This window comes from Thalassovita taeanensis, assembly GCF_900110775.1.
Taxonomy (GTDB): domain Bacteria; phylum Pseudomonadota; class Alphaproteobacteria; order Rhodobacterales; family Rhodobacteraceae; genus Litorimicrobium; species Litorimicrobium taeanense.
Map to the genome: position 1 here is coordinate 26268 of NZ_FOEP01000010.1, position 19185 is coordinate 45452.

The 19185-nt window shown below is 62.0% G+C and carries 21 protein-coding genes; 6 read left to right on the forward strand and 15 right to left on the reverse strand.

The window, feature by feature from the left end:
• From BSF79_RS13420 to BSF79_RS19800, 9 genes are all read right to left on the reverse strand, one after another.
• On the reverse strand, positions 1-411 hold the full coding sequence (locus tag BSF79_RS13420; RefSeq protein WP_090270342.1) for a DUF3168 domain-containing protein: 411 nt from the start codon (positions 409-411) through the stop codon (positions 1-3).
• Positions 408-746: a head-tail adaptor protein gene (locus BSF79_RS13425; protein ID WP_090270343.1), complete on the reverse strand. Its 339-nt coding sequence runs from the start codon at positions 744-746 to the stop codon at positions 408-410. The genes BSF79_RS13420 and BSF79_RS13425 overlap by 4 nt, the downstream gene beginning before the upstream one ends.
• Positions 746-1342, reverse strand: a complete 597-nt coding sequence (locus BSF79_RS13430; RefSeq protein ID WP_090270344.1) for a head-tail connector protein — start codon at positions 1340-1342, stop codon at positions 746-748. Before BSF79_RS13430 ends, BSF79_RS13425 begins: the two co-directional genes overlap by 1 nt.
• Before the next feature lie 152 nt (positions 1343-1494).
• Positions 1495-2676, reverse strand: a complete 1182-nt coding sequence (locus tag BSF79_RS13435) for a phage major capsid protein (RefSeq protein WP_090270345.1) — start codon at positions 2674-2676, stop codon at positions 1495-1497.
• A gap of 33 nt (positions 2677-2709) precedes the next feature.
• Positions 2710-3264, reverse strand: a complete 555-nt coding sequence (locus tag BSF79_RS13440; RefSeq protein WP_090270433.1) for an HK97 family phage prohead protease — start codon at positions 3262-3264, stop codon at positions 2710-2712.
• Between the two features lie 23 nt (positions 3265-3287).
• Positions 3288-3521: a GTA head formation protein, RCAP_rcc01685 family gene (locus BSF79_RS13445; RefSeq protein ID WP_090270346.1), complete on the reverse strand. Its 234-nt coding sequence runs from the start codon at positions 3519-3521 to the stop codon at positions 3288-3290.
• On the reverse strand, positions 3511-4701 hold the full coding sequence (locus BSF79_RS13450) for a phage portal protein (RefSeq protein ID WP_090270347.1): 1191 nt from the start codon (positions 4699-4701) through the stop codon (positions 3511-3513). Before BSF79_RS13450 ends, BSF79_RS13445 begins: the two co-directional genes overlap by 11 nt.
• Positions 4702-4845: 144 nt before the next feature.
• Entirely contained in the window at positions 4846-6216 is a 1371-nt protein-coding gene (locus tag BSF79_RS13455; RefSeq protein WP_090270348.1) for a DNA-packaging protein, read from the reverse strand.
• Positions 6125-6466, reverse strand: a complete 342-nt coding sequence (locus tag BSF79_RS19800; protein ID WP_175545328.1) for a hypothetical protein — start codon at positions 6464-6466, stop codon at positions 6125-6127. The genes BSF79_RS13455 and BSF79_RS19800 overlap by 92 nt, the downstream gene beginning before the upstream one ends.
• 344 nt (positions 6467-6810) lie before the next feature.
• Here BSF79_RS19800 and BSF79_RS13460 point away from each other — a divergent pair, with 344 nt between their 5' ends.
• From BSF79_RS13460 to BSF79_RS20350, 4 genes are all read left to right on the forward strand, one after another.
• The gene (locus BSF79_RS13460) at positions 6811-7908 is read left to right on the forward strand and encodes a carboxynorspermidine decarboxylase (RefSeq protein WP_090270349.1); all 1098 of its coding nucleotides are present in this window, start codon (positions 6811-6813) and stop codon (positions 7906-7908) included.
• Between the two features lie 42 nt (positions 7909-7950).
• Positions 7951-9189: a saccharopine dehydrogenase family protein gene (locus BSF79_RS13465; RefSeq protein WP_090270350.1), complete on the forward strand. Its 1239-nt coding sequence runs from the start codon at positions 7951-7953 to the stop codon at positions 9187-9189.
• Positions 9190-9436: 247 nt separating this feature from the next.
• Positions 9437-10606, forward strand: a complete 1170-nt coding sequence (locus BSF79_RS13470; protein ID WP_090270351.1) for a YbfB/YjiJ family MFS transporter — start codon at positions 9437-9439, stop codon at positions 10604-10606.
• A 157-nt stretch (positions 10607-10763) separates the two neighbouring features.
• Positions 10764-11102 carry a GFA family protein gene (locus tag BSF79_RS20350; RefSeq protein ID WP_483887645.1) on the forward strand — a complete coding sequence of 113 codons (339 nt, stop codon included), beginning with the start codon at positions 10764-10766 and terminating at the stop codon, positions 11100-11102.
• Positions 11103-11448: 346 nt separating this feature from the next.
• Here BSF79_RS20350 and mltG read toward each other — a convergent pair whose 3' ends face one another.
• Positions 11449-12603, reverse strand: a complete 1155-nt coding sequence (gene mltG, locus BSF79_RS13480) for an endolytic transglycosylase MltG (protein ID WP_090270352.1) — start codon at positions 12601-12603, stop codon at positions 11449-11451.
• Entirely contained in the window at positions 12603-13862 is a 1260-nt protein-coding gene (gene fabF, locus BSF79_RS13485) for a beta-ketoacyl-ACP synthase II (protein WP_090270353.1), read from the reverse strand. The genes mltG and fabF overlap by 1 nt, the downstream gene beginning before the upstream one ends.
• Positions 13863-14037: 175 nt before the next feature.
• On the opposite strand from fabF, the gene BSF79_RS13490 reads away from it, so the two are divergent.
• On the forward strand, positions 14038-14928 hold the full coding sequence (locus tag BSF79_RS13490; RefSeq protein ID WP_090270354.1) for a PilZ domain-containing protein: 891 nt from the start codon (positions 14038-14040) through the stop codon (positions 14926-14928).
• Between the two features lie 22 nt (positions 14929-14950).
• On the opposite strand, the gene BSF79_RS13495 is transcribed toward BSF79_RS13490, so the two are convergent.
• The 3 genes from BSF79_RS13495 to fabD all read right to left on the reverse strand — a co-directional run bounded on the left by BSF79_RS13495 (position 14951) and on the right by fabD (position 17113).
• A complete protein-coding gene (locus BSF79_RS13495) occupies positions 14951-15184 on the reverse strand; it encodes an acyl carrier protein (protein ID WP_090270355.1) in 234 nt (77 codons plus the stop codon).
• Between the two features lie 240 nt (positions 15185-15424).
• On the reverse strand, positions 15425-16162 hold the full coding sequence (gene fabG, locus BSF79_RS13500; protein WP_090270356.1) for a 3-oxoacyl-[acyl-carrier-protein] reductase: 738 nt from the start codon (positions 16160-16162) through the stop codon (positions 15425-15427).
• A 9-nt stretch (positions 16163-16171) separates the two neighbouring features.
• A complete protein-coding gene (gene fabD / locus BSF79_RS13505) occupies positions 16172-17113 on the reverse strand; it encodes an ACP S-malonyltransferase (protein WP_090270357.1) in 942 nt (313 codons plus the stop codon).
• 185 nt (positions 17114-17298) lie between these two features.
• Between fabD and BSF79_RS13510 the strand changes: the two genes are divergently transcribed.
• Positions 17299-18522: a cytochrome b/b6 domain-containing protein gene (locus tag BSF79_RS13510; RefSeq protein WP_090270358.1), complete on the forward strand. Its 1224-nt coding sequence runs from the start codon at positions 17299-17301 to the stop codon at positions 18520-18522.
• Positions 18523-18588: 66 nt separating this feature from the next.
• Here the strand turns inward: BSF79_RS13510 and BSF79_RS13515 are convergent, their stop codons facing one another.
• Positions 18589-19167 (reverse strand): YceI family protein, encoded by a 579-nt coding sequence (locus BSF79_RS13515; RefSeq protein ID WP_090270359.1) that lies wholly within the window; start codon positions 19165-19167, stop codon positions 18589-18591.
• Positions 19168-19185 lie beyond the last annotated feature (18 nt).

The window sequence follows — 19185 nt, forward strand, 5'->3', positions numbered from 1 at the left end:
TCAGTTGTCATCCACACGCGCACGGAATTTCAGATCGATCCGCCGCCGCCCGCTCGTGCCGTCGCTCCGCGCCACCGCCTTCACGAACCACAGCCCCACAAGGCTGCCCCGGCTCAGCACCAGATCCGCATCCACCAGCGCATCACTGACCGCGCCCGCCACCGCCTTGGCGCCCTGATACCCCGCCGCATCCGTCACCACCGAAACGGTGACCTCATGCTCGGCCCCGGCCCCGGTCTTGTCCGAGCGGTCCCTGACCACCTCCGGCCCCAGGCTCACGTAAGTAGACGGCAACGTGCCCGCAGGCAGCGCGTCATAAACCGCCGTGCCCACCAATCCTGTCACCGCCGCATCCGCCAGCAGATGCTGATACACCGCCGCCTGAAGCGCCGCCGATACGCCATAGCTCATGCCACCACCTCCTCGGTTGCAAAGCAGGTCAGATACCGCCCCTCGGGGTCCCGCTCTGCGACTGCCTCAATCCGGTAAATCCGCGCGCCTTCGCGAAACCGCTGGTCCGGCCGCGGCCGCATCGTCGATCCCTCTGGCGCGCCGCGCACCACGATCCGAAACGCCGCCCGCGAGACCTGAACACCCGCGCTCGCCCGTTCGCGTCCACTGCGCAGCGTCACATCCGCCCACAGCTCGCCCAGCGCGCCCCAGCTTTGCGCAAAGCCCCCCGCGCCATCCGCCACCCGCTCGGCGCTCTCCAGCACCAACCGCCGGTTCAACTGAACCCCGGCCATCACAGCGACCCCGCGAAAATCCGCACCGTGCGATAGCGCTCCAACAGGCTGGTCACCCCAAACGGCATGCAGCCGCTGCTCAGCCCGGTATCATGGCGATATTCGTAATAATGCGCCGCCAGCAGCAGCACCGCCTGCGCCAGATCTGCAGGCAGATCGCTCCATTCCGGGCCATAGCCCGCCAGCAGCCCCACCCGAACCGATCCACCGCTGGGAACCTGCGGCAACAAAGTGCCCACCGGGCTGATCCGGGGACGTTGCAGATCCGGCACCAGCCGGTACACCGCGCTGTCCAGCACAGTTTCCACCTCGCCCCGATCAATCAGCACCACTGACGCGATCGCGCTGACCGGGGCCACCGGCAACACCTGCCCCGTTACATCGCGCCAACGGCTCAGCGTCCAGGAAAACTCCCGCTCGATCAGGATCTTGCCTGTTCGCGCTTCGATCGCAGCCATCGCAGCCCGCAAAAAGCTTTCCAGAACCGCGTCCTGAACGCTGTCCTCGGCAAACCCGCTTCCCAGCCGCAGATGGGCCTTGAATTCCGTGACCGGAAGTGCCGCCAGCGGCACGGTGGTCTCTTCGACTAACATCATGGACTTACTCCGAAAATTCCGGCCCCCTCTCCGATCCTCAGGTGCGCGCCACCAGCGTTGCTCGGACGGAGGGAGCAGCTAGACAACGCAAATGCTTACGGCAGCGCGCACCCCAGAGGCTGACCGTCAGGCCAGCCCCCCTTCACCCCCGCTTACGCGACGGCGAATTTCAGCAGCTTGATCGCGGCGAAATCGCTCACGTCGCCGCCCACACGCTTGGTGGCAAAGAACAGAACATGCGGTTTGGCGCTGAACGGATCGCGCAGGATGCGCAGATCGGGGCGCTCGGCCACGGTGTACCCGGCGGCGAAATCGCCAAAGGCAATCGCATCGGCACCGCTGGCAATATCGGGCATGTCCTCGGCCACCAGCACCGGATAGCCCATCAGACGCGCAGGCTCGCCCGCAGCAAGACCATCAGACCACAGGAAGCGGCCGTCGTTGTCCTTCAGCTTGCGTACAGCGCCAGCGGTCTTGGAATTCATCACGAAAGACGCGTTGGCGCGGTATTCCGCCCCCAGAGCATACACCAGATCGATGATCGGATCGGCAGAACCAAAATCACCATCCACACCCGTCGGCACATAGCCCAGATTGCCCCAGGCCCAGACATCGTTGTCGACGCTCGGATGGGTCAGGAACCCCGTGGGCTTGTCCACCCCGTCGCCGCTCACAAAGGCCGAGGCCTCGGCGCGGGCGAACTTGTCGGCGATCCGACCGGCCAGCCAGCCCTCGATATCAAACGCGCTGTCGTCCAGCAGACGCTGGCTCGCCTTCGGCATCGCCGACAGCTCATGCAGCGCAATGGTGATACGGTCGATGCTCGGCGTGCCGGTCTCGGTGGTTGCGGTCGCCTCGGTGGCCCAGCCGTGGCCGACGTCGGAATGATCCACCAGCACATCGAACGAGGTCGCCTCGACCGTCACCACATTGGCAACCTGACGGATCGACGAGCCCGACTTCAGCACGCTCTTGATGCTGGCCGTGGTCTCGGGGTCCACCAGATACCCGCCATCCCCAGCCACCGCCGTGGACATTGCCTTGCCCTCCAGCTCCAGACCGCGCAGCGCGTCGTCGTCGCCGGTGCGGACATAGGCGTTGAACGCCTTCTGATGGGGGGCCTCAAGGTCGCCGCCGGCGGCCAGTGCGGGACGTGCGGGGGCAAAAGATTTACGATCAAGCATGGTCAGTCGCTCTTCCTGTTGTTGAAGTCGGTTGTGAATGTTGGCCCGAAAGCCATTGAACTCGCTTACAAAACCCGCAACGGCGGATTTCACCTCGGCGACCGGAGACAGATCTTCCCCGGCCCGAGAATTTCTCTCGGTCATTGTCATCGCTTTTCCTTGATGCTGTGATGAGCTGGCGCGTCAGCCGCGCGCCAACTCCTGACGAGCGCCGTCAAACGCCGCCGCCAATTCGCGCAAAGCGTCGTCGGTCAGGCTCTCGCCCTTCGCCGCTACCCGCGCACTGGGCAGCATCGGAAAGGTCACCAGTGACACCTCCCAAAGCTCCAGTTCAGTCAAGAGCCTCTGGCCCCTGTCAGTCTTGCCCGCCCGCTTGGTGCGGTATCCAATCGACAGCCCGTCAATCGCCCCCGCCGCAATCAGCGCCGCCGCCTCGCGGCCCTTCTCGACGCTGTCCAGCAACCGGCCTTTGACATACAGACCGCGCGCATCCTCGCGCACCTCGTCCCAGATCCCGATCGGCTGCGCCGGGTCATGCTGCCACAGCATTTTCACCTGCCGCCTGTCGCGCGCCAATGCCGCCAAAGACACCGCATAGGCCCCCTTCTGCACAACATCACCGCCCTGATCGCAGGCCCCGAAATAACTTGCATAGCCTTCAATCCGGGTGCCATCGGTCACGCTCAGATCGCCGTCAAACCGGGCAAACTTGCGCTCCAACCCTGTGTCCATCTCCATATCCATTCCTTTGCAAAACCCCGTTAAGGTGCCGCCTGCAACAGCGACTGGAACGCCTGCGCCAGGATCACCCCGACCACGCCGTACACCGTCAGCCACAGCCGCTTTTCCAGCCGCTCCATCATCTCCTCCAGCTTCTCCAGACGCCGGTTCAGCCCGTCGAAATGCAACGAGCTGACCCGCTCGTGCGCCTCCAGCCGCAGGGCGGGCGCGCAATCGAACGCCTCGAACCCCACCCGCTCGCGCTCATCCCGCATCGACGCCGCCTTCGCTCAGCGCAGGCAACCCCAGCATCGCGCGCTTCTCGGCATCGGTCAGAAAATCCGCCTCGCTCACCCGGCGCCACTGCGCATCGCGCTCGCCCGACAGCGCCGGCACCTGATCCAGATCGGGCCGCAGATCCAGCGGCGCCCCCGCGAAGCCCGACAACCAGTCCGACACCCGCGCTGTCACCTTCGACACCAGCGGCAAGACCGTCAGCCGGTAAAACGCCCGGTTCGCCTCCTGATAATTCGAAAACGTCGCATCGCCCGGGATCCCCAGCAGCATCGGCGGCACCCCGAACGCCAGCGCGATCTCGCGCGCGGCACTTTCCTTGGTTTTCTGGAATTCCATATCCGAGGGCGAGAACCCCATCGGTTTCCAATCCAGCCCGCCTTCCAGCAACATCGGCCGCCCGGCATTGCGCGCGCCCTGATGATGGCTCTCCATCTCACTCACCAGCCGGTCATACTGATCTGTGCTCAGGCTGCCCTGGCCCTCGGCCCCCTTGTACACAATCGCCCCCGAGGGCCGCGCCGCATTGTCCAACAATGCCTTGGACCAGCGGCTGGCGCTGTTGTGCACATCCACCGCCTGCGCCGCCGCCTGCATCGCCGAAAACCCGTAATGATCGTCCTGCGGATGGAAATTGCGGATATGGCAGATCAGCGGCACTGCCCCGGTCACATCGAACCGGTGCTTGCGCCCGTTCACCGTGTAATCATAGGCCACCGGCCAGCCGTCATTGCCCGGCACCAACGACATTCGGTCCGAGCGCAGAACATGCAGTTCCACCGGAACCCCCGCATCCCCGCCCACCGCCTCGACATAGCAATTGCCCGTCAACAGCAGCTGCGCAAACAGCGCCTCGAACAGCTCGGCCCGCCCCTGCACCGGGTTGGGGCGCTGCACCAGTTCCAGCATCGGATGCACGTCATAGCGCTGCACACGGTCCTGCAACACCACCGGCAACGCCGCCGCCGCCTCGGCGATCATCTTGACACAGCGAAACCCGACCGGATTTCCCGCAAAGCCGGTCCGCGTCAGCGATCCGGTATCGCGCGGGCTCCAGACCACGCGCCCGGCGCTCTGCATTGCCACGACCGGCCCGGTGGCGCTGGCCTTGACCTCGGGCACCGCCACTGCCGCCTCGCGCCGAAAGAATTGAAATGCCATCCCGTGATGCTCCTCGATCCGGGCAAGCCTCCGGCGGTCGCGCCCCGCCGGGCCCGTCACCTTCTGCTCGCCATTTCCATTGGTCCGTCGAAACTGTTCCGACCTTGCTCAGAACAATCCGCTGAAAAGTTTAACAATTATGAACTAGAGCGCACGCACCTGCGGACGCCGCCATTTCGCGCTCGGCTCAAGGATCAGCTCGTGCAATGCCCACACCAAAGCATCCACCCGGTCCGGGCTGCCCTTGCCCTCGAACCCCTGCGCCGTCATTGCGCACATCTGGTCCTCCAACGCCCCCAGCCCGCGCAAGTGCCAGACCCGCCCCTGCTCATACAGCGCCGCCACCGGCTCGGCCCGCGCCACCTTCCCGCGCGAGGCATGCACCTTCTTGAACGGCACCATTGGATCGACCTGCCGCACCACGGCCTCGACCAGATCACCGCCCTGATTGACCTCGGCCACCATCCGGTCGGCGCCCCACTTCTCCATCATCTGAACCGCTCTGCGCGCCCATTGCGTCGGGCTGGCAGCACTGATGCTGGCGTCCTCCAACACATAACCCGTCCAGTCCGACACCGCGCCGCCACTGCGCACGCCCACAACCACGATCCCGCATTCATCCGATCCCGCATGTCCGGTTACCGGCGGATCGACCGCCACAACGATCCGGTCCATCTCTGGGGCCATATCGCGCCGCAATCCCTCCAGCATGGCGCTGGTCCACAGCGCGCCCTCGGCGTCCTCCAGCAACACCCCCTCCAACTCCTGCCGCCCCAGCCGCGTCCCCGCGTACCGTGCCTGAACCTCCTCCAGAAAGCTCTCCGCCAGATAGGCCCGGTTCGCCTCGGTCGGCGCATGGGTCACCACAGTTGCGGGCAACTTCAGCAGCTCCTTCAGCACCCCGACATTGCGCGGCGTTGTCGTCACACAAACCTGCGGCGCCTCACCCAACCGCAAACCAAACTGCAACATGTCCCAGGTGTCCTGCGCCTTCTTCCACTTCGCCAGCTCATCCACCCAAGCCGCATCAAACTGCGGCCCGCGCAGCGCCTCGGGGTCATGCGCCGAGAATATCTGCGCCGTGGCCCCGTTCGGCCAGATCAGCATCCGCCGCCCCGCGTGCCAGTCGGGCCGCCGGTCGGGCGGCGAGCACGCCAGAATACCGCTCTCGCCGAACACCATCACCTCGCGCGCCTGATCAATCGTCTCGCCGACGATCGCCACCCGGCTGGCCCGCCCCGCATCCAGCGGCCGCGCGCCCTCGACCTGCGCGCGCACCCACTCGGCCCCGGCGCGGGTTTTCCCCGCGCCACGCCCCCCCATGATCACCCAGGCGCGCCAATCGCCCTCGGGTGGCAACTGATGATCCAGTGCCCAGAATTCGAACAAATAGGGCAACGCCAACAGCTCGCCCTCGCTCAGCTCATCCAGAAAGGCGCGTTGCACCTCCGCACTTGCGGAGGCGATCCAGTCGGCACCCAATCTTAGTCCTGGCGTCCTCGAAATCGAGGGCATAGTCCCGGACGACTCCTGATTGCCTTTTCTTTCGCTCTTCAAAACCGGCCTCCAATTCAAATGCGATCCGCAGCCACTGGCGGAGTTCCGAAGACACTTTACTGGCGTCCTTGACCGCCCCCAGATCGCCCTCTCTCAGGCGGGTCTGCAATGCGCTCAGCTCAGACGTGATATCCCTCAGTTGCGCCTCAACAGTGTTAAGGGCGCCGCCCAGGGGGAAAGCGTCTTCTTCAGATGTGATCATTGTCATGTTTGCTCGCTCTGCCTCATGCGCTGATTGCTCCGCACGAGAGAAACAGAAAAACGGCCCTCGGGTTTCCCCGCGGCCGTTTGCCCACCTCTTCTAGCATGTCACAACTTATACGCGAGACCGTTCGCTGAGTCAAGCCAAATCGCCTCAACACCGCACCATAACCGTACGGTATCATTAACAAATCCTTAACGCGCCCCATCACACACCTCGCCGCCAACCGGCAATAAATGCCGTGCCCGCGCATTTGGGGTTTGCGTCATATGGCCCAACCCGCTAAGCACGCGCTGCGTTTGCCGCCCCGCCGATACCCTGCGCCGAAACCTGCCCGGGAAGCTGCCCAGATGCTCCAGACCCCCTATTACCTGATCGACAAATCCCGGCTTCTGCCGAACATGGAAAAAATCGCCCACCTGCGCGAGGCCTCCGGTGCCAAGGCGCTGCTGGCGCTGAAATGCTTCGCCACATGGTCGGTGTTCGATTTCATGTCCGAGTATATGGACGGCACCACCTCCTCCTCGCTCTACGAGGTCAAACTGGGCCGCGAGAAATTCCCCGGCGAAACCCACGCCTATTCCGTCGCTTGGGCCGATCACGAAATCGCCGAGGTGCTCGCCTCCTCCGACAAGGTCATTTTCAACACCGTCGGACAGCTCGCGCGCTTCGAAGAAATCTCGCGCAGCCATACCCGCGGGTTGCGGGTCAATCCCGGCGTCTCGACCTCCAGCTTTGATCTGGCCGATCCCGCCCGGCCCTTCTCGCGCCTTGGCGAACACGACCCCAAAACCATCGAACCCGTGGCCGATCTGATTTCCGGCTTCATGTTTCACAACAACTGTGAAAACGCCGACTTCGACCGCTTCGATGACATGCTCACCTTGATCGAATCCCGCTTCGGCGCGCTGATCAAGCGCATGAAATGGGTCAGCCTCGGCGGCGGCATTCATTTCACTGGCGCCGATTACCCGCTGGAAAAACTGGCAGAACGCCTGAAACGCTTTGCCGGTGAAAACGAAATCCAAGTTTACCTGGAACCCGGCGAGGCCGCGATCACCAACTCGACCACGCTCGAGGTCACCGTTCTGGATACGCTGTTCAACGGCAAGAACCTCGCTATCGTCGACAGCTCGATCGAGGCGCATATGCTCGACCTGCTGATCTATCGCGAATCCGCGAAAATCAGCCCCAACACCGGTGCGCATGACTGGATGGTCTGCGGCAAATCCTGCCTCGCGGGTGATATCTTCGGCGAGTTTCACTTCGAAAACCCGCTCAAATCCGGTGACCGGCTGTCCATTCAGGACGCCGCAGGGTACACAATGGTCAAGAAGAACTGGTTCAATGGCGTGAAAATGCCATCCATCGCCATCCGTGAACTGGATGGCACCGAGCGGCTGGTGCGAGACTTTGACTACACCGATTTCGCATCCGCCTTGTCTTAACTCAGCTCAATATTCAACAACCAAAGGGGGTTTCGCGGGTCAATGAAACGCAATGTTCTCATCATCGGCGCCGGTGGCGTGGCACAGGTCGTGGCGCATAAATGCGCTCAAAACAACGATGTGCTTGGCGACATTCATATCGCCAGCCGTACAAGCGCCAAATGCGACGCGATCATCGACAGCATCCGCGAAAAATCCAGCCTCAAGACCGACGGCGTGCTGGCCGCCCATGCGCTCGACGCGATGGACAGCGCTGCGGTGGCTCAACTGATCCGCGACACCGGCGTTCAGATCGTGATCAACGTCGGCTCGCCCTTCGTCAACATGACCGTGCTCGAAGCCTGCATTGAAACCGGCACCGCCTATATGGACACCGCGATTCACGAAGATCCGACCAAGATCTGCGAAACCCCGCCGTGGTACGGCAACTACGAATGGCAACGCCGCGACCGCTGCGCCAAAACCGGCACCACCGCGATCCTCGGCATCGGCTTCGATCCCGGCGTCGTCAACGCCTACGCCAAACTGGCGATTGATGACTACCTTGACGAGGTCACATCCATCGACATCGTCGATATCAACGCCGGGTCGCATGGCCGCTGGTTCTCGACCAACTTCGACCCGGAAATCAACTTCCGCGAATTCACCGGCACCGTCTACAGCTGGCAAAATGGCAATTGGCAGACCAACACCATGTTCGAGGTCGGCAAAACCTGGGACCTGCCCGTCGTGGGCCAACAAAAGGCCTATATGACCGGCCATGACGAGGTGCACTCCCTCGCCACCAACTACCCCCAGGCCGACGTGCGCTTCTGGATGGGCTTCGGCGATCACTATATCAACGTCTTCACTGTGCTGAAAAACCTCGGCCTGCTGTCCGAACAACCAGTCAAAACCGCCGAGGGGCTGGAAGTCATCCCGCTCAAAGTGGTCAAGGCCGTGCTGCCCGACCCCTCCAGCCTCGCGCCCGACTATACCGGCAAAACCTGCATCGGTGATCTGGTCAAAGGCACCAAGGACGGCAAACCGACCGAGGTTTTCGTCTACAATATTGCCGACCACAAGGACGCCTATAACGAGGTCGGCTCGCAGGGCATTTCCTACACCGCAGGCGTGCCGCCCGTCGCCGCCGCGATGCTGATCGCCAACGGCACCTGGGACACCGGCACCATGGTCAACGTCGAGGAACTGGACCCCAAGCCCTTCCTCACCCTGCTGGACCAGATCGGCCTGCCCACCCGCGTCAAGGATGCCAACGGCGACCGCCCGTGGAACGCCTGACCCGGCCCGCCTGCCCCAAACCCTGACCCAAAGCCCGCCCCAAAAAGGCGGGCTTTACCATATCCAGCCAAACAGCCAGAGGCCACCGCACGCGGTGGCGATCCTGACGCCGCACCACCCCATTGCCCGCAACAGCGCCCCGCAAGGATCGCCCGCCGCAGGCGGGCCTCTGGCCCCGTGCCCCCATACCAATTGACGACACGCCAAACCCCGCTACTCTGCCCGCAATCAAGGGAGAGAGAGCCGCATGACCCCCACCCGCACCGGGCTCCTCCTGCTGGGCCTGACCCTCGGCGTCTGCATCACCAATGGCTTTGCCCGCTTCGCCTATGGGCTGATCCTGCCCGCCATGCGTGCCGACCTCGGCTGGACCTACGCTCAGGCCGGCTGGATCAATACCGCCAACGCGCTGGGATATATCGCCGGAGCCCTGCTGACCCTCGCTCTGGTGCGCCATGTCTCGGCCGCGCGGCTGTTTCAGGCCGGAATGCTCACCACCACCGCCTTTCTGCTCGCCACCGGGCTGACCCATGACTTCTGGGCCCTGACCCTCTGGCGCATCCTGACCGGCATCGGCGGAGCGATGGCCTTTATCGCCGGCGGCGCCTTGGCCGCCGCCCTGCACCCCGACGACAAACACCGCAACGCGCTGGCCATTGCGATCTACTATGGCGTCGGCGGCGGCCTCGGAATGGTCCTCAGCGGCGCCGTGCTGCCCACACTCTTCGCCCGTACCGCCCCCAGCATCTGGCCCTCCGCTTGGCTGCTGATGGCCGCCGCCTCGCTGTTGTTCCTGCCGCTCTGCCTCTGGGCCGCCCAACGCCTGCGCCCCCCGACCCAGAGCAAACAGTCCCCCGTCGCCACGCCTCTCGCTCCGATGCTGTTCCAGATCCTCGGCTACCTCGGCTTTGGCCTCGGCTATATCGTCTATGTCACCTTCCTGGTGGCTTGGATGAAAACCGGCTTCGACACGCCGCTGCTGATCTCGGCGGTCTGGATCACCATGGGCCTCGGCATCATGGCCTCGCCCTTTGTCTGGCGGCGGGTGCTGGCGCGCTTCTCCTCTGGCCTGCCGCTGGCGCTGATCCTGCTGACCATGGCCACCGGCGCACTGCTGCCGCTGGCGCTGCCCAGCACGCTGGGCCTGCTCAGCTCCGCCGCGCTCTTCGGCATCTCGGTCTTCATGGCCCCCAGCGCTGTCACCAGCTTTTGCCGCCTCAACCTGCCCCCCGCCGCCTGGGGCCGCGCGGTCAGCCTGTTCACCGTGGTCTTTGCTGTGGGTCAAACCATCGGCCCCGTCGCCGCCGGCCTGATCGGCGACGCTTCCGGCAACATCGGAGTCAGCCTGCTTTGCGGCGGGGCCATCCTCGCCCTCGGTGCAGCGCTGGCGCTGCTACAAAAGCCCCTGCCACGCTAACCGCCAACCGGGGCGCTCGGCGATCAAAACATTTCCTGGCATTGGGCGCCCGATGGCTCCCGAAGAAATCTTTGACGGCTATGCGGACGAAGCGGTTATCTGGCTCTCTCCCTCAAATGTCTGCAATCCTTCAGAGACCATAAAAGAATGCCCCCCAATGGTACTTCCTGAGCCTCCCCTAGCGGGTGCATGCCTTTGTGGATCAGTGCAGATCAACCTGACCGCATCACCTCTTCTGACGCTGGCGTGCCACTGTCGCGACTGTCAGAAGTTATCCGCGAGCGCGTACTCATTGACCACAATGCTCCCAAGCCACGGTTTTTCCTACACTAGGGAACTAGTCAAAGGCGGCCTCGGCTCAAGCGGGCGAACGCATCACTTTTGCAAATCATGCTTAAATTTTGTCTTCCCTCAGATTCACGGAGCAGATCAGCGGACAACGTACGCACATCGGTACTCAACGAAGCCGCGTTGTTTGAACCGTTCGTTGAATTGATGACAGACGAAAGAATGCCGTAGGCAAGTGTTCCTGTCGTTCACAATTTTGCTCAATATCCAGATTCGCTCGAAGAGCTACAGGCACTAATGGACGAGTATTCCGAACGGTGAGTTCGGCTTCGCGGTTCAGAAGGTTTGAGCGAACCGACACTTCGCCATTTCGAAAGCTGTAGTTCACGCGTCACGCATCGGTCGGCATGAGCTCGAAGCCGACCTTGATCAACGCTGGCGTCGACCAAACAAGACTGCACCATTTGTTGCAAAAAGCCGGGCACCAAGGCGCCCGGCTTATATGCATGTTATGTGCATGGTTTGTGCATAGAAATCACATGCCCAAATCAGACTTACTGATTGACCCGTTCCGCCTCGATCCGGCGCCATTTGGCGACGTTGGCGTTATGCTCTTCCAGCGTTGCGGCAAAGGCATGTCCGCCCGACCCATCCGCCACGAAGAACACGTAATCCGTGCTGTCGGGGTTCAATGCGGCCTCGATGCTGGCCCGCCCCGGATTGGCGATCGGCGTCGGCGGCAAGCCCTCAATAACATATGTATTCCAAGGGGTTGCGCGCCGCAGTTCGCTTTGCCGCAACCCGCGCCCCAGAATGCCCTCGCCTTTGGTGATGCCATAGATCACCGTCGGGTCGGTCTGCAGCCGCATGCCTTTTTCCAGCCGGTTGATAAAGACGCTGGCAACCTGTCGCCGCTCCTCTGGAACCCCGGTTTCCTTCTCGATGATCGAGGCCAGAATCAGCGCTTCCTCGGGCGTCTTCAAAGGCAGCCCATCCATCCGGTTTTGCCAGGCCGCCGCAAGGATCTCACCCTGCGCTTCCTGCATGCGCTCCAGAACGGAAACCCTTGAATCTCCAACAGAAACTTCATAGCTGTCCGGCGTCAAAACACCCTCTGCCGGAACAGTTTTCACCTCGCCTTCCAGCACATCAACGCGCTTCAGCGTATCCACCACCTGCCAGCTGGTCACGCCCTCCACCATCGAAATCCGGTACCGGGTATCGGCCTGCGCGCGCACCGTGGTGAACGCCTCTGGCGCCTCTTCGGTTGCCGGGTCGAAAGCTGCCTTTTCCTCATAGCGGTTGGTGGTCGGATCCAACTCACGCACCAGAATGGCACTTGTCGTCACACCGATCCGATAGACCACTTCGGTGCCGCAGCTGCTGGCCCCTCCGCGGGTCACGATATCGATGATCTCCTCCATCGTGGCGCCTTCGGGAACACGAAAACTACCTGCTTTCAGCTTCTCAGATTTCTCAGTGTATTCTGCGCCCAGTCGGAAAACGACCCCGCTGGAAATGGCGCCACGCTCTTCCAGATCGCGGCTGACCCGCGACATGCTAGACCCACGCTCGACCCGAACGCAAATCGCCTGCGTCAACGGACCTTCAGCGCTGAACTGGCGCTGCCCCCAAAGGATCACCCCCCCCACCAGGAACAGGACAACCAGCAGAACCGTCAGCGCATTCGAGGCAACAGCCCGCCACATCAGTCGACCTTTCCGAACAGCACGCTCGCGTTGGTGCCACCAAAGCCAAAGCTGTTGGACAGAGCCACATTGACCTTACGCGCGCGCTTGGCATTGGGCGCCAGATCAATCGATGTCTCGACCGCCGGGGTATCCAAATTGATCGTCGGCGGCACCACCTGATCACGGATCGCGAGGATCGAGAAGATCGCCTCGATCGCACCGGCAGCGCCTAACAGGTGCCCCGTGGCCGACTTGGTCGAGGACATCGTCACGGTGCTTGCCGCATCGCCCAGCATCCGCTCAACCGCGCCCAGCTCGATCACGTCCGCCATGGTCGAAGTGCCGTGCGCATTGATATAATCCACTGCCGATGGCTCCAGCCCGGCACGTTTCAGTGCCGCCATCATCGCACGGAACCCGCCATCGCCATCCGGCGCAGGCGCCGTGATGTGATAGGCATCCCCCGACAGGCCATAGCCCAGAACCTCGGCGTAAATCTTTGCGCCGCGCGCCTTGGCGTGCTCGTATTCCTCAAGCACAACCACGCCCGCGCCTTCGCCCATGACGAAACCATCACGGTCGGCATCATAGGGGCGGCTGGCGGCCTTGGGATCGTCTTTGCGCTTGGTCGACAGGGCTTTGGCGGCGTTGAACCCGGCCATCCCGATCTCGCAGATTGCCGCTTCGGCACCGCCCGCAACCATGACATCGGCATCGCCCCACTGGATCAACCGTGCCGCGTCGCCGATCGCATGCGCGCCCGTCGAACACGCCGTCACCACCGCGTGATTCGGGCCTTTGAAACCATAACGAATGCTGACCTGACCCGAGATCAGGTTGATCAGCGCGCCGGGGATAAAGAACGGCGACACACGGCGCGGCCCCTTTTCCTTGATCAGCAGCGCCGTTTCGGCAATTGACTGCAAACCGCCGATGCCCGATCCGATCATCACGCCTGTGCGCAGACGGCTTTCTTCGTCTTCCGGCATCCAATCCGCGTCGCGCACGGCCTGCGTCGCAGCAGCCATACCGTAGAGAATGAAATCGTCCACCTTGCGGCGCTCTTTCGGTTCCATCCAATCATCTGCGTTGAACGTACCGTCGGACCCATCGCCATAGGGCACCTCGCAAGCATAATCCGTGGCCAGATGGCTGGCGTCAAAGCGCGTGATCGTGCCCGCCCCTGATTGCCCGTCCAACAGACGTGCCCAGGTTTCCTCGACCCCACATGCCAACGGAGTCACCAGCCCCAGTCCGGTTACAACAACTCGACGCATGTTCTGCTCTCCTTCGCCTCGGCTTTTCGCGCCCCCCTCATTAGCTTGTATTGCCCAAAAGGCGCAAGACCGTGCAGTGTGTCCTGCATCACAGCGGTCGGGTTTCGCTCAGGATAAGCCCCCATTAACTCGGCTGTGTGAGTTTGGTGCGAACTGACCGCCAGATTCGGATGCGATGAAACGATACCCTCAGATATTTTTGGTTACCTGTCTCATCGCGTTCTGGGGCAATCGGGCGCTGTCCGAGGCACCTTGCCAGATCAACACATGGCTGGCGACGCTGTACTACAACGGGACCGCCCTCTCGGGCCAGTTGAGCGGGCCCCTCGATACCGAACAGGTGGCCTTGATCACCGCCAGACACGCCGACCGCTACTCTTTGCTTGATGTGCGGCTGAAACTGCGGGACAGCGGCATGTCCGGCGACGCGGCTGAAATCAGCCAGTTTCTGACCACGCAGAACCTTGTTCTGTCCGCGCTGAACCGTGGCGGGCCGCAATATGCCAGATCCGTCGCACAGAACGCCGGATTGGCCAGCCAGTTGGCGGCTTTGCAAAACATCGTGTCGCGAATGCGCTGCAACGAGGATGAAGAGTGGCGCGCCCGCGCATATGCGCAGGTTCCCGGCGGGGCGATTCCCTTGTCGCGTCTGGGGGCGATTCTAACCGCACTTGGCGTCAGCGCTGGCTGCGTTGGATATGTGCTGTCCAAGCGGTTTTATCTAAAGCAACGCAGGTCCCGGCGCTTCGTCTGCGCGGTGCCATGTCAGGTTGAACAGGACGGTCTGATCTATGATGCCGAGATCATAGATCTAAGTCAGCTGGGAGCGAAGCTTCGCCTGCACATCCCTTTACACGCCGGGCACAAGATGATGGTACGGATCAAGAACCGGCCATACCCCGCCCATCTGACGTGGCAGAACGCGAATTTTGCCGGCCTGTCGTTCGCCCATCATCTGGACTCCGACCTGATTCAATCTGTGGTCCGTCCATCGCCAGCCAACCGCATCAGCAAAACAGAAAACGGCGCCCGAAAGGCGCCGTTTTCCAAAAAAATATCTGAGTGAACCGGCATAAAGCCGGTTCTGCTTACGAAGCTTGAGTGATGAATTTCACTGCGTCGCCGAAAGTCTGAATGGTTTCAGCTGCATCGTCGGGGATTTCGATACCGAATTCCTCTTCGAAGGCCATCACCAGTTCCACGGTGTCCAGGCTGTCCGCGCCCAGATCGTCGATGAACGAGGCGTTCTCGGTCACCTTGTCTTCTTCAACACCAAGGTGCTCTACAACGATCTTCTTCACGCGGTCTGCGATATCGCTCATATCAAGTCCTCATACCGTTTTGGGCGCTTTGGCCCGTTTGTTGCCCTCGCCCTCGGGCATGGCGTCTCAAGTGCCCTGTCTATCGGGCGGCTTCCTGTCCCGCAAGATGGGACTTCCATCGGCCAAAAACTGCGGCCCCCGGAAAATCTGCGTGGCCTATAGCACATGGTGCGCACAAGGCAAACGGTTTCGCAAATGCAGAAACCGCATCTGCGGTCTCTGCCCGGCGATTCTCGGTCCTCAGACCATCGCCATGCCGCCATTCACATGCAGCACAGTGCCGGTAACATACCCCGCCTCGGGGCTGGCCAGATACAAAACCGCTGCTGCGATCTCTTCCGGCAGGCCCATGCGCGCAGCAGGGATCTTGACGTTGATCGCTGTTTTCTGCTCTTCCGTCAGCTTCTCAGTCATCGCCGTGGCGATAAACCCGGGCGCCACCGCGTTCGAGGTGATCCCCCGGCTTGCAACCTCATAAGCGATGGATTTGGTCATCCCGACCACACCCGCCTTGGAGGCCGCGTAATTCGCCTGACCGGGGTTGCCAATCGCGCCCACAACGGATGAGATATTGATGATCCGGCCCCAACGCGCCTTCATCATCGGGCGCATCACACCCCGACACAGCCGCATCGTTGCCGTCAGGTTCACATCGATGACCGATTGCCATTCATCGTCCGACATCCGCATGAAAAGCTGATCACGCGTGATGCCCGCATTATTGACCAGAATATCGACCGCACCCATGGCTTCAGCAGCCTGTTTTGGCAGCGCCTCAAGCGCATCTTTGTCGCTCAGGTTGCACGGCAGCACATGTGCCCGCTCTCCCAGTTCGGCCGCCAACGCCTCAAGCGGCTCAACACGCGTTCCGCTTAGCCCAACGGTGGCTCCCGCTCCGTGCAGTGCCTTCGCGATCGAACCGCCAATCCCCCCGGATGCCCCGGTGATCAGCGCGCATTTTCCTGTTAAATCAAACATGTCTGCTCCTTATTCTCCGGCCGCCGTGGCGGCTTTCACGTCCTCGGGCATCCCCACGGCCTTACAGCTGATTGTCTTGTCAATCCGGCGGATCATCCCCGACAGCGCCTTGCCTGCGCCGATCTCCCACACTTCGGTCACGCCTTGTCCGGCCATCCACAGCACGCTTTCGCGCCACCGAACCGAACCGGTCACCTGCTCAACCAGCAGCGACCGGATCACGGCCGGATCACTGATCGCTTCGGCGCGCACATTCGCCACCAATGGCACGACGGGGGCAGAGATATCCACGTCATCCAGTGCCTCGGCCATTGCTTTGGCCGCCGGTGCCATCAAGGCACAATGAAACGGTGCGCTTACCGGCAGCAACACGGCGCGCTTAGCACCTTTTTCCTTTGCCAGTTCGACCGCGCGTTCAACGGCGGCCTTGTGACCGGACACCACAACCTGCGCCGGGTCATTGTCATTCGCGGCCTGACACACGTCACCCTGCGCTGCGGCCTCGGCCACCTCGCGTGCGGTGGCGAAGTCCAGTCCCAGAAGCGCCGCCATCGCGCCCTGCCCGACCGGCACCGCTTGCTGCATTGCCAACCCGCGCGTGCGCAACAGCCGTGCCGCGTCTGCAATGCTCAGCGCCCCCGCCGCCGCCAACGCCGAATATTCGCCCAGTGAATGGCCCGCGACAAACGCCGCATCCCGCGCCAGAACCACGCCCTCGGCCTCCAGCGCACGCAGTGCGGCCAGCGACGTGGCCATCAGCGCGGGCTGCGCATTCTGCGTCAGGGTCAGCTGGTCCTGTTCGCCTTGCCAGATCAGCGTGCTCAGCTTTTCCCCGAGCGCATTGTCGACCTCGTCGAACACGGCCTTGGCCGCTGGATATGCGTCGGCCAGGGCCTTGCCCATACCGATGGTTTGCGCCCCCTGTCCGGGGAAAACGAATGCTTTGGTCATGTGGCCCTCATCCCTTTAAAGTTTGCGGTGGTGTAAACGGCCCAAGACATGTTCACAAGTGAAACGGCGTCGGCGCGCAGTGCACCGCTCTGTCAAATTACGCAGGGCATTTGTGCAGCCAGCCGCATTTCCGGCAGCGTCTTTTTACCCTAGCATAAAATCAGTTCAATTTTGAAAGCGATACCATGCCCCTGACCAATACCGCCACGCGCTATGGTGCAGTCACCAAAACCTTTCACTGGCTGTCCGCCCTACTGATCTTCACAGCCTTTCCGCTCGGGTGGCTGGCCAGCAGCTTGGCCGAGCGTATCGCCGACCCGGCAATTTCCAGCACAGATATCGACCTTGCCCGCGCGACAACTTTGTTTTCGCTGCATAAAACCATCGGAGTCAGCCTGTTCACCGTGGCCATCTTGCGCATTCTGTGGACTCTGGCACAGCCCAAGCCCGGCCTGCTGAATGGCGATGAACGGACCGAGGCCTGGCTGGCGGAAACCGTGCACTGGCTGCTTTACGGATCGCTGGTGCTTGTTCCACTGACCGGATGGATCCACCATGCCGCAGCCGATGGCTTCGCCCCGATCTGGTGGCCGTTTGGGCAATCCCTGCCCTTCATCCCAAAAAGCCCGAGCCTGTCCGAGCTGTTCTCCACGCTGCATTTCGTGTTTCAGCTGGTTCTGGCGGGCGCTATTGCGCTGCATGTGGCGGGCGCGCTGAAGCATCACCTGATTGAGCGCGATGCCACCCTGCGACGGATGCTGTTTTCCGGGACATCAGGCATGCCCACAACGGCGCAGCCCTCGCATCTTGTCTCTGTCCTCAGCGCGCTGGTGATCTGGGCCGGGGCACTGGGGGCTGGCGGCGCGGCGGGTCTGTTTTCGCCGCATACCCCGCCCGCGACCACCGCAGCATTGCAAGCCGTTGAAAGCGACTGGCAGGTTGAAAACGGCACCCTGTCCCTGACCGCAACCCAACTTGGTCATCCTGTGACCGGCAGCTTTGCCGATTGGACCGCCAGCATCACCTATGCCGAGGATCTGACCGCAGATCGCAACGGCGCGGTCAAGGTCACGGTCTCGATCCCTTCTCTTACGCTGGGCTCGGTCACAGCACAGGCGATGGGGCCGGACTATTTCGATGCCGACAGCTTTGTCACCGCCGTTTTCGAGGCCGATATCTTGCGCGATGGGGATGACTTGCGGGCTGATGGAACACTCACAATCAAGGACCACAGCGTTCCGATCAGCCTGCCCTTTGTGCTTGACGTCCAAGACGACACCGCCACCGCATCAGGTCAGGTCACGCTGGATCGGCGCGCCTTCGGGATTGGCGCAAAGGTGGAAGATGAAGGGACGCTGGCGTTTTCGGTCCTGGTGGAATTCACCCTGGTGGCACACAAAGCGCCCTGACCGATTTCGCAAATAAAAACCGCCGGGACACTGCCCGGCGGTTTTTTTGTTCTCAAAAGGCCGGAATTATTCGGCTTTCATGGCCTCGATCGAGATAATCACCTCAACTTCATCGCTAACATAGGGGGCAAACATGCCCAGACCAAAGTCGCTGCGGATCAGAGTTGTGGTTGCGTCGAAACCCGCCCATGGCTTGCCCGCCATCGGGTGATCGCCCGCTTGGTTCAGCTTGGCATCCAGCACGACCGGCTTGGTCACGCCGTTCAGCGTCAGATCGCCGGTAATCATGGCAGTGGTTTCACCCGTCACCTCGATACCCGTGGACGAGAATGTTACCATCTCGTCGTCGGTTGCGGCGAAGAAGTCGGGGGACATGAAATGGTCGAAACGCTCTTGCCAGCCGGTGATCATCGACATCACAGGCATCGACACCGTAACCGAAGACGACGCGGGGTCGGCCTGATCAAACATTATTTCGCCACTGAAACCCGAAAACATGCCGACGCCGGTCGAAAAGCCAAGGTGGTTATAGGTGAAGACAATCTGGCTGTGGCTTGCGTCCAGAACGTATTTCTCAGCTTCGGCTTGGGCAACGCCCGCGCTCAGCATGGTGGCAGCAAGACCGGCAAAAATAGCAGATTTCATTTGGGCACTCCTGTGTGT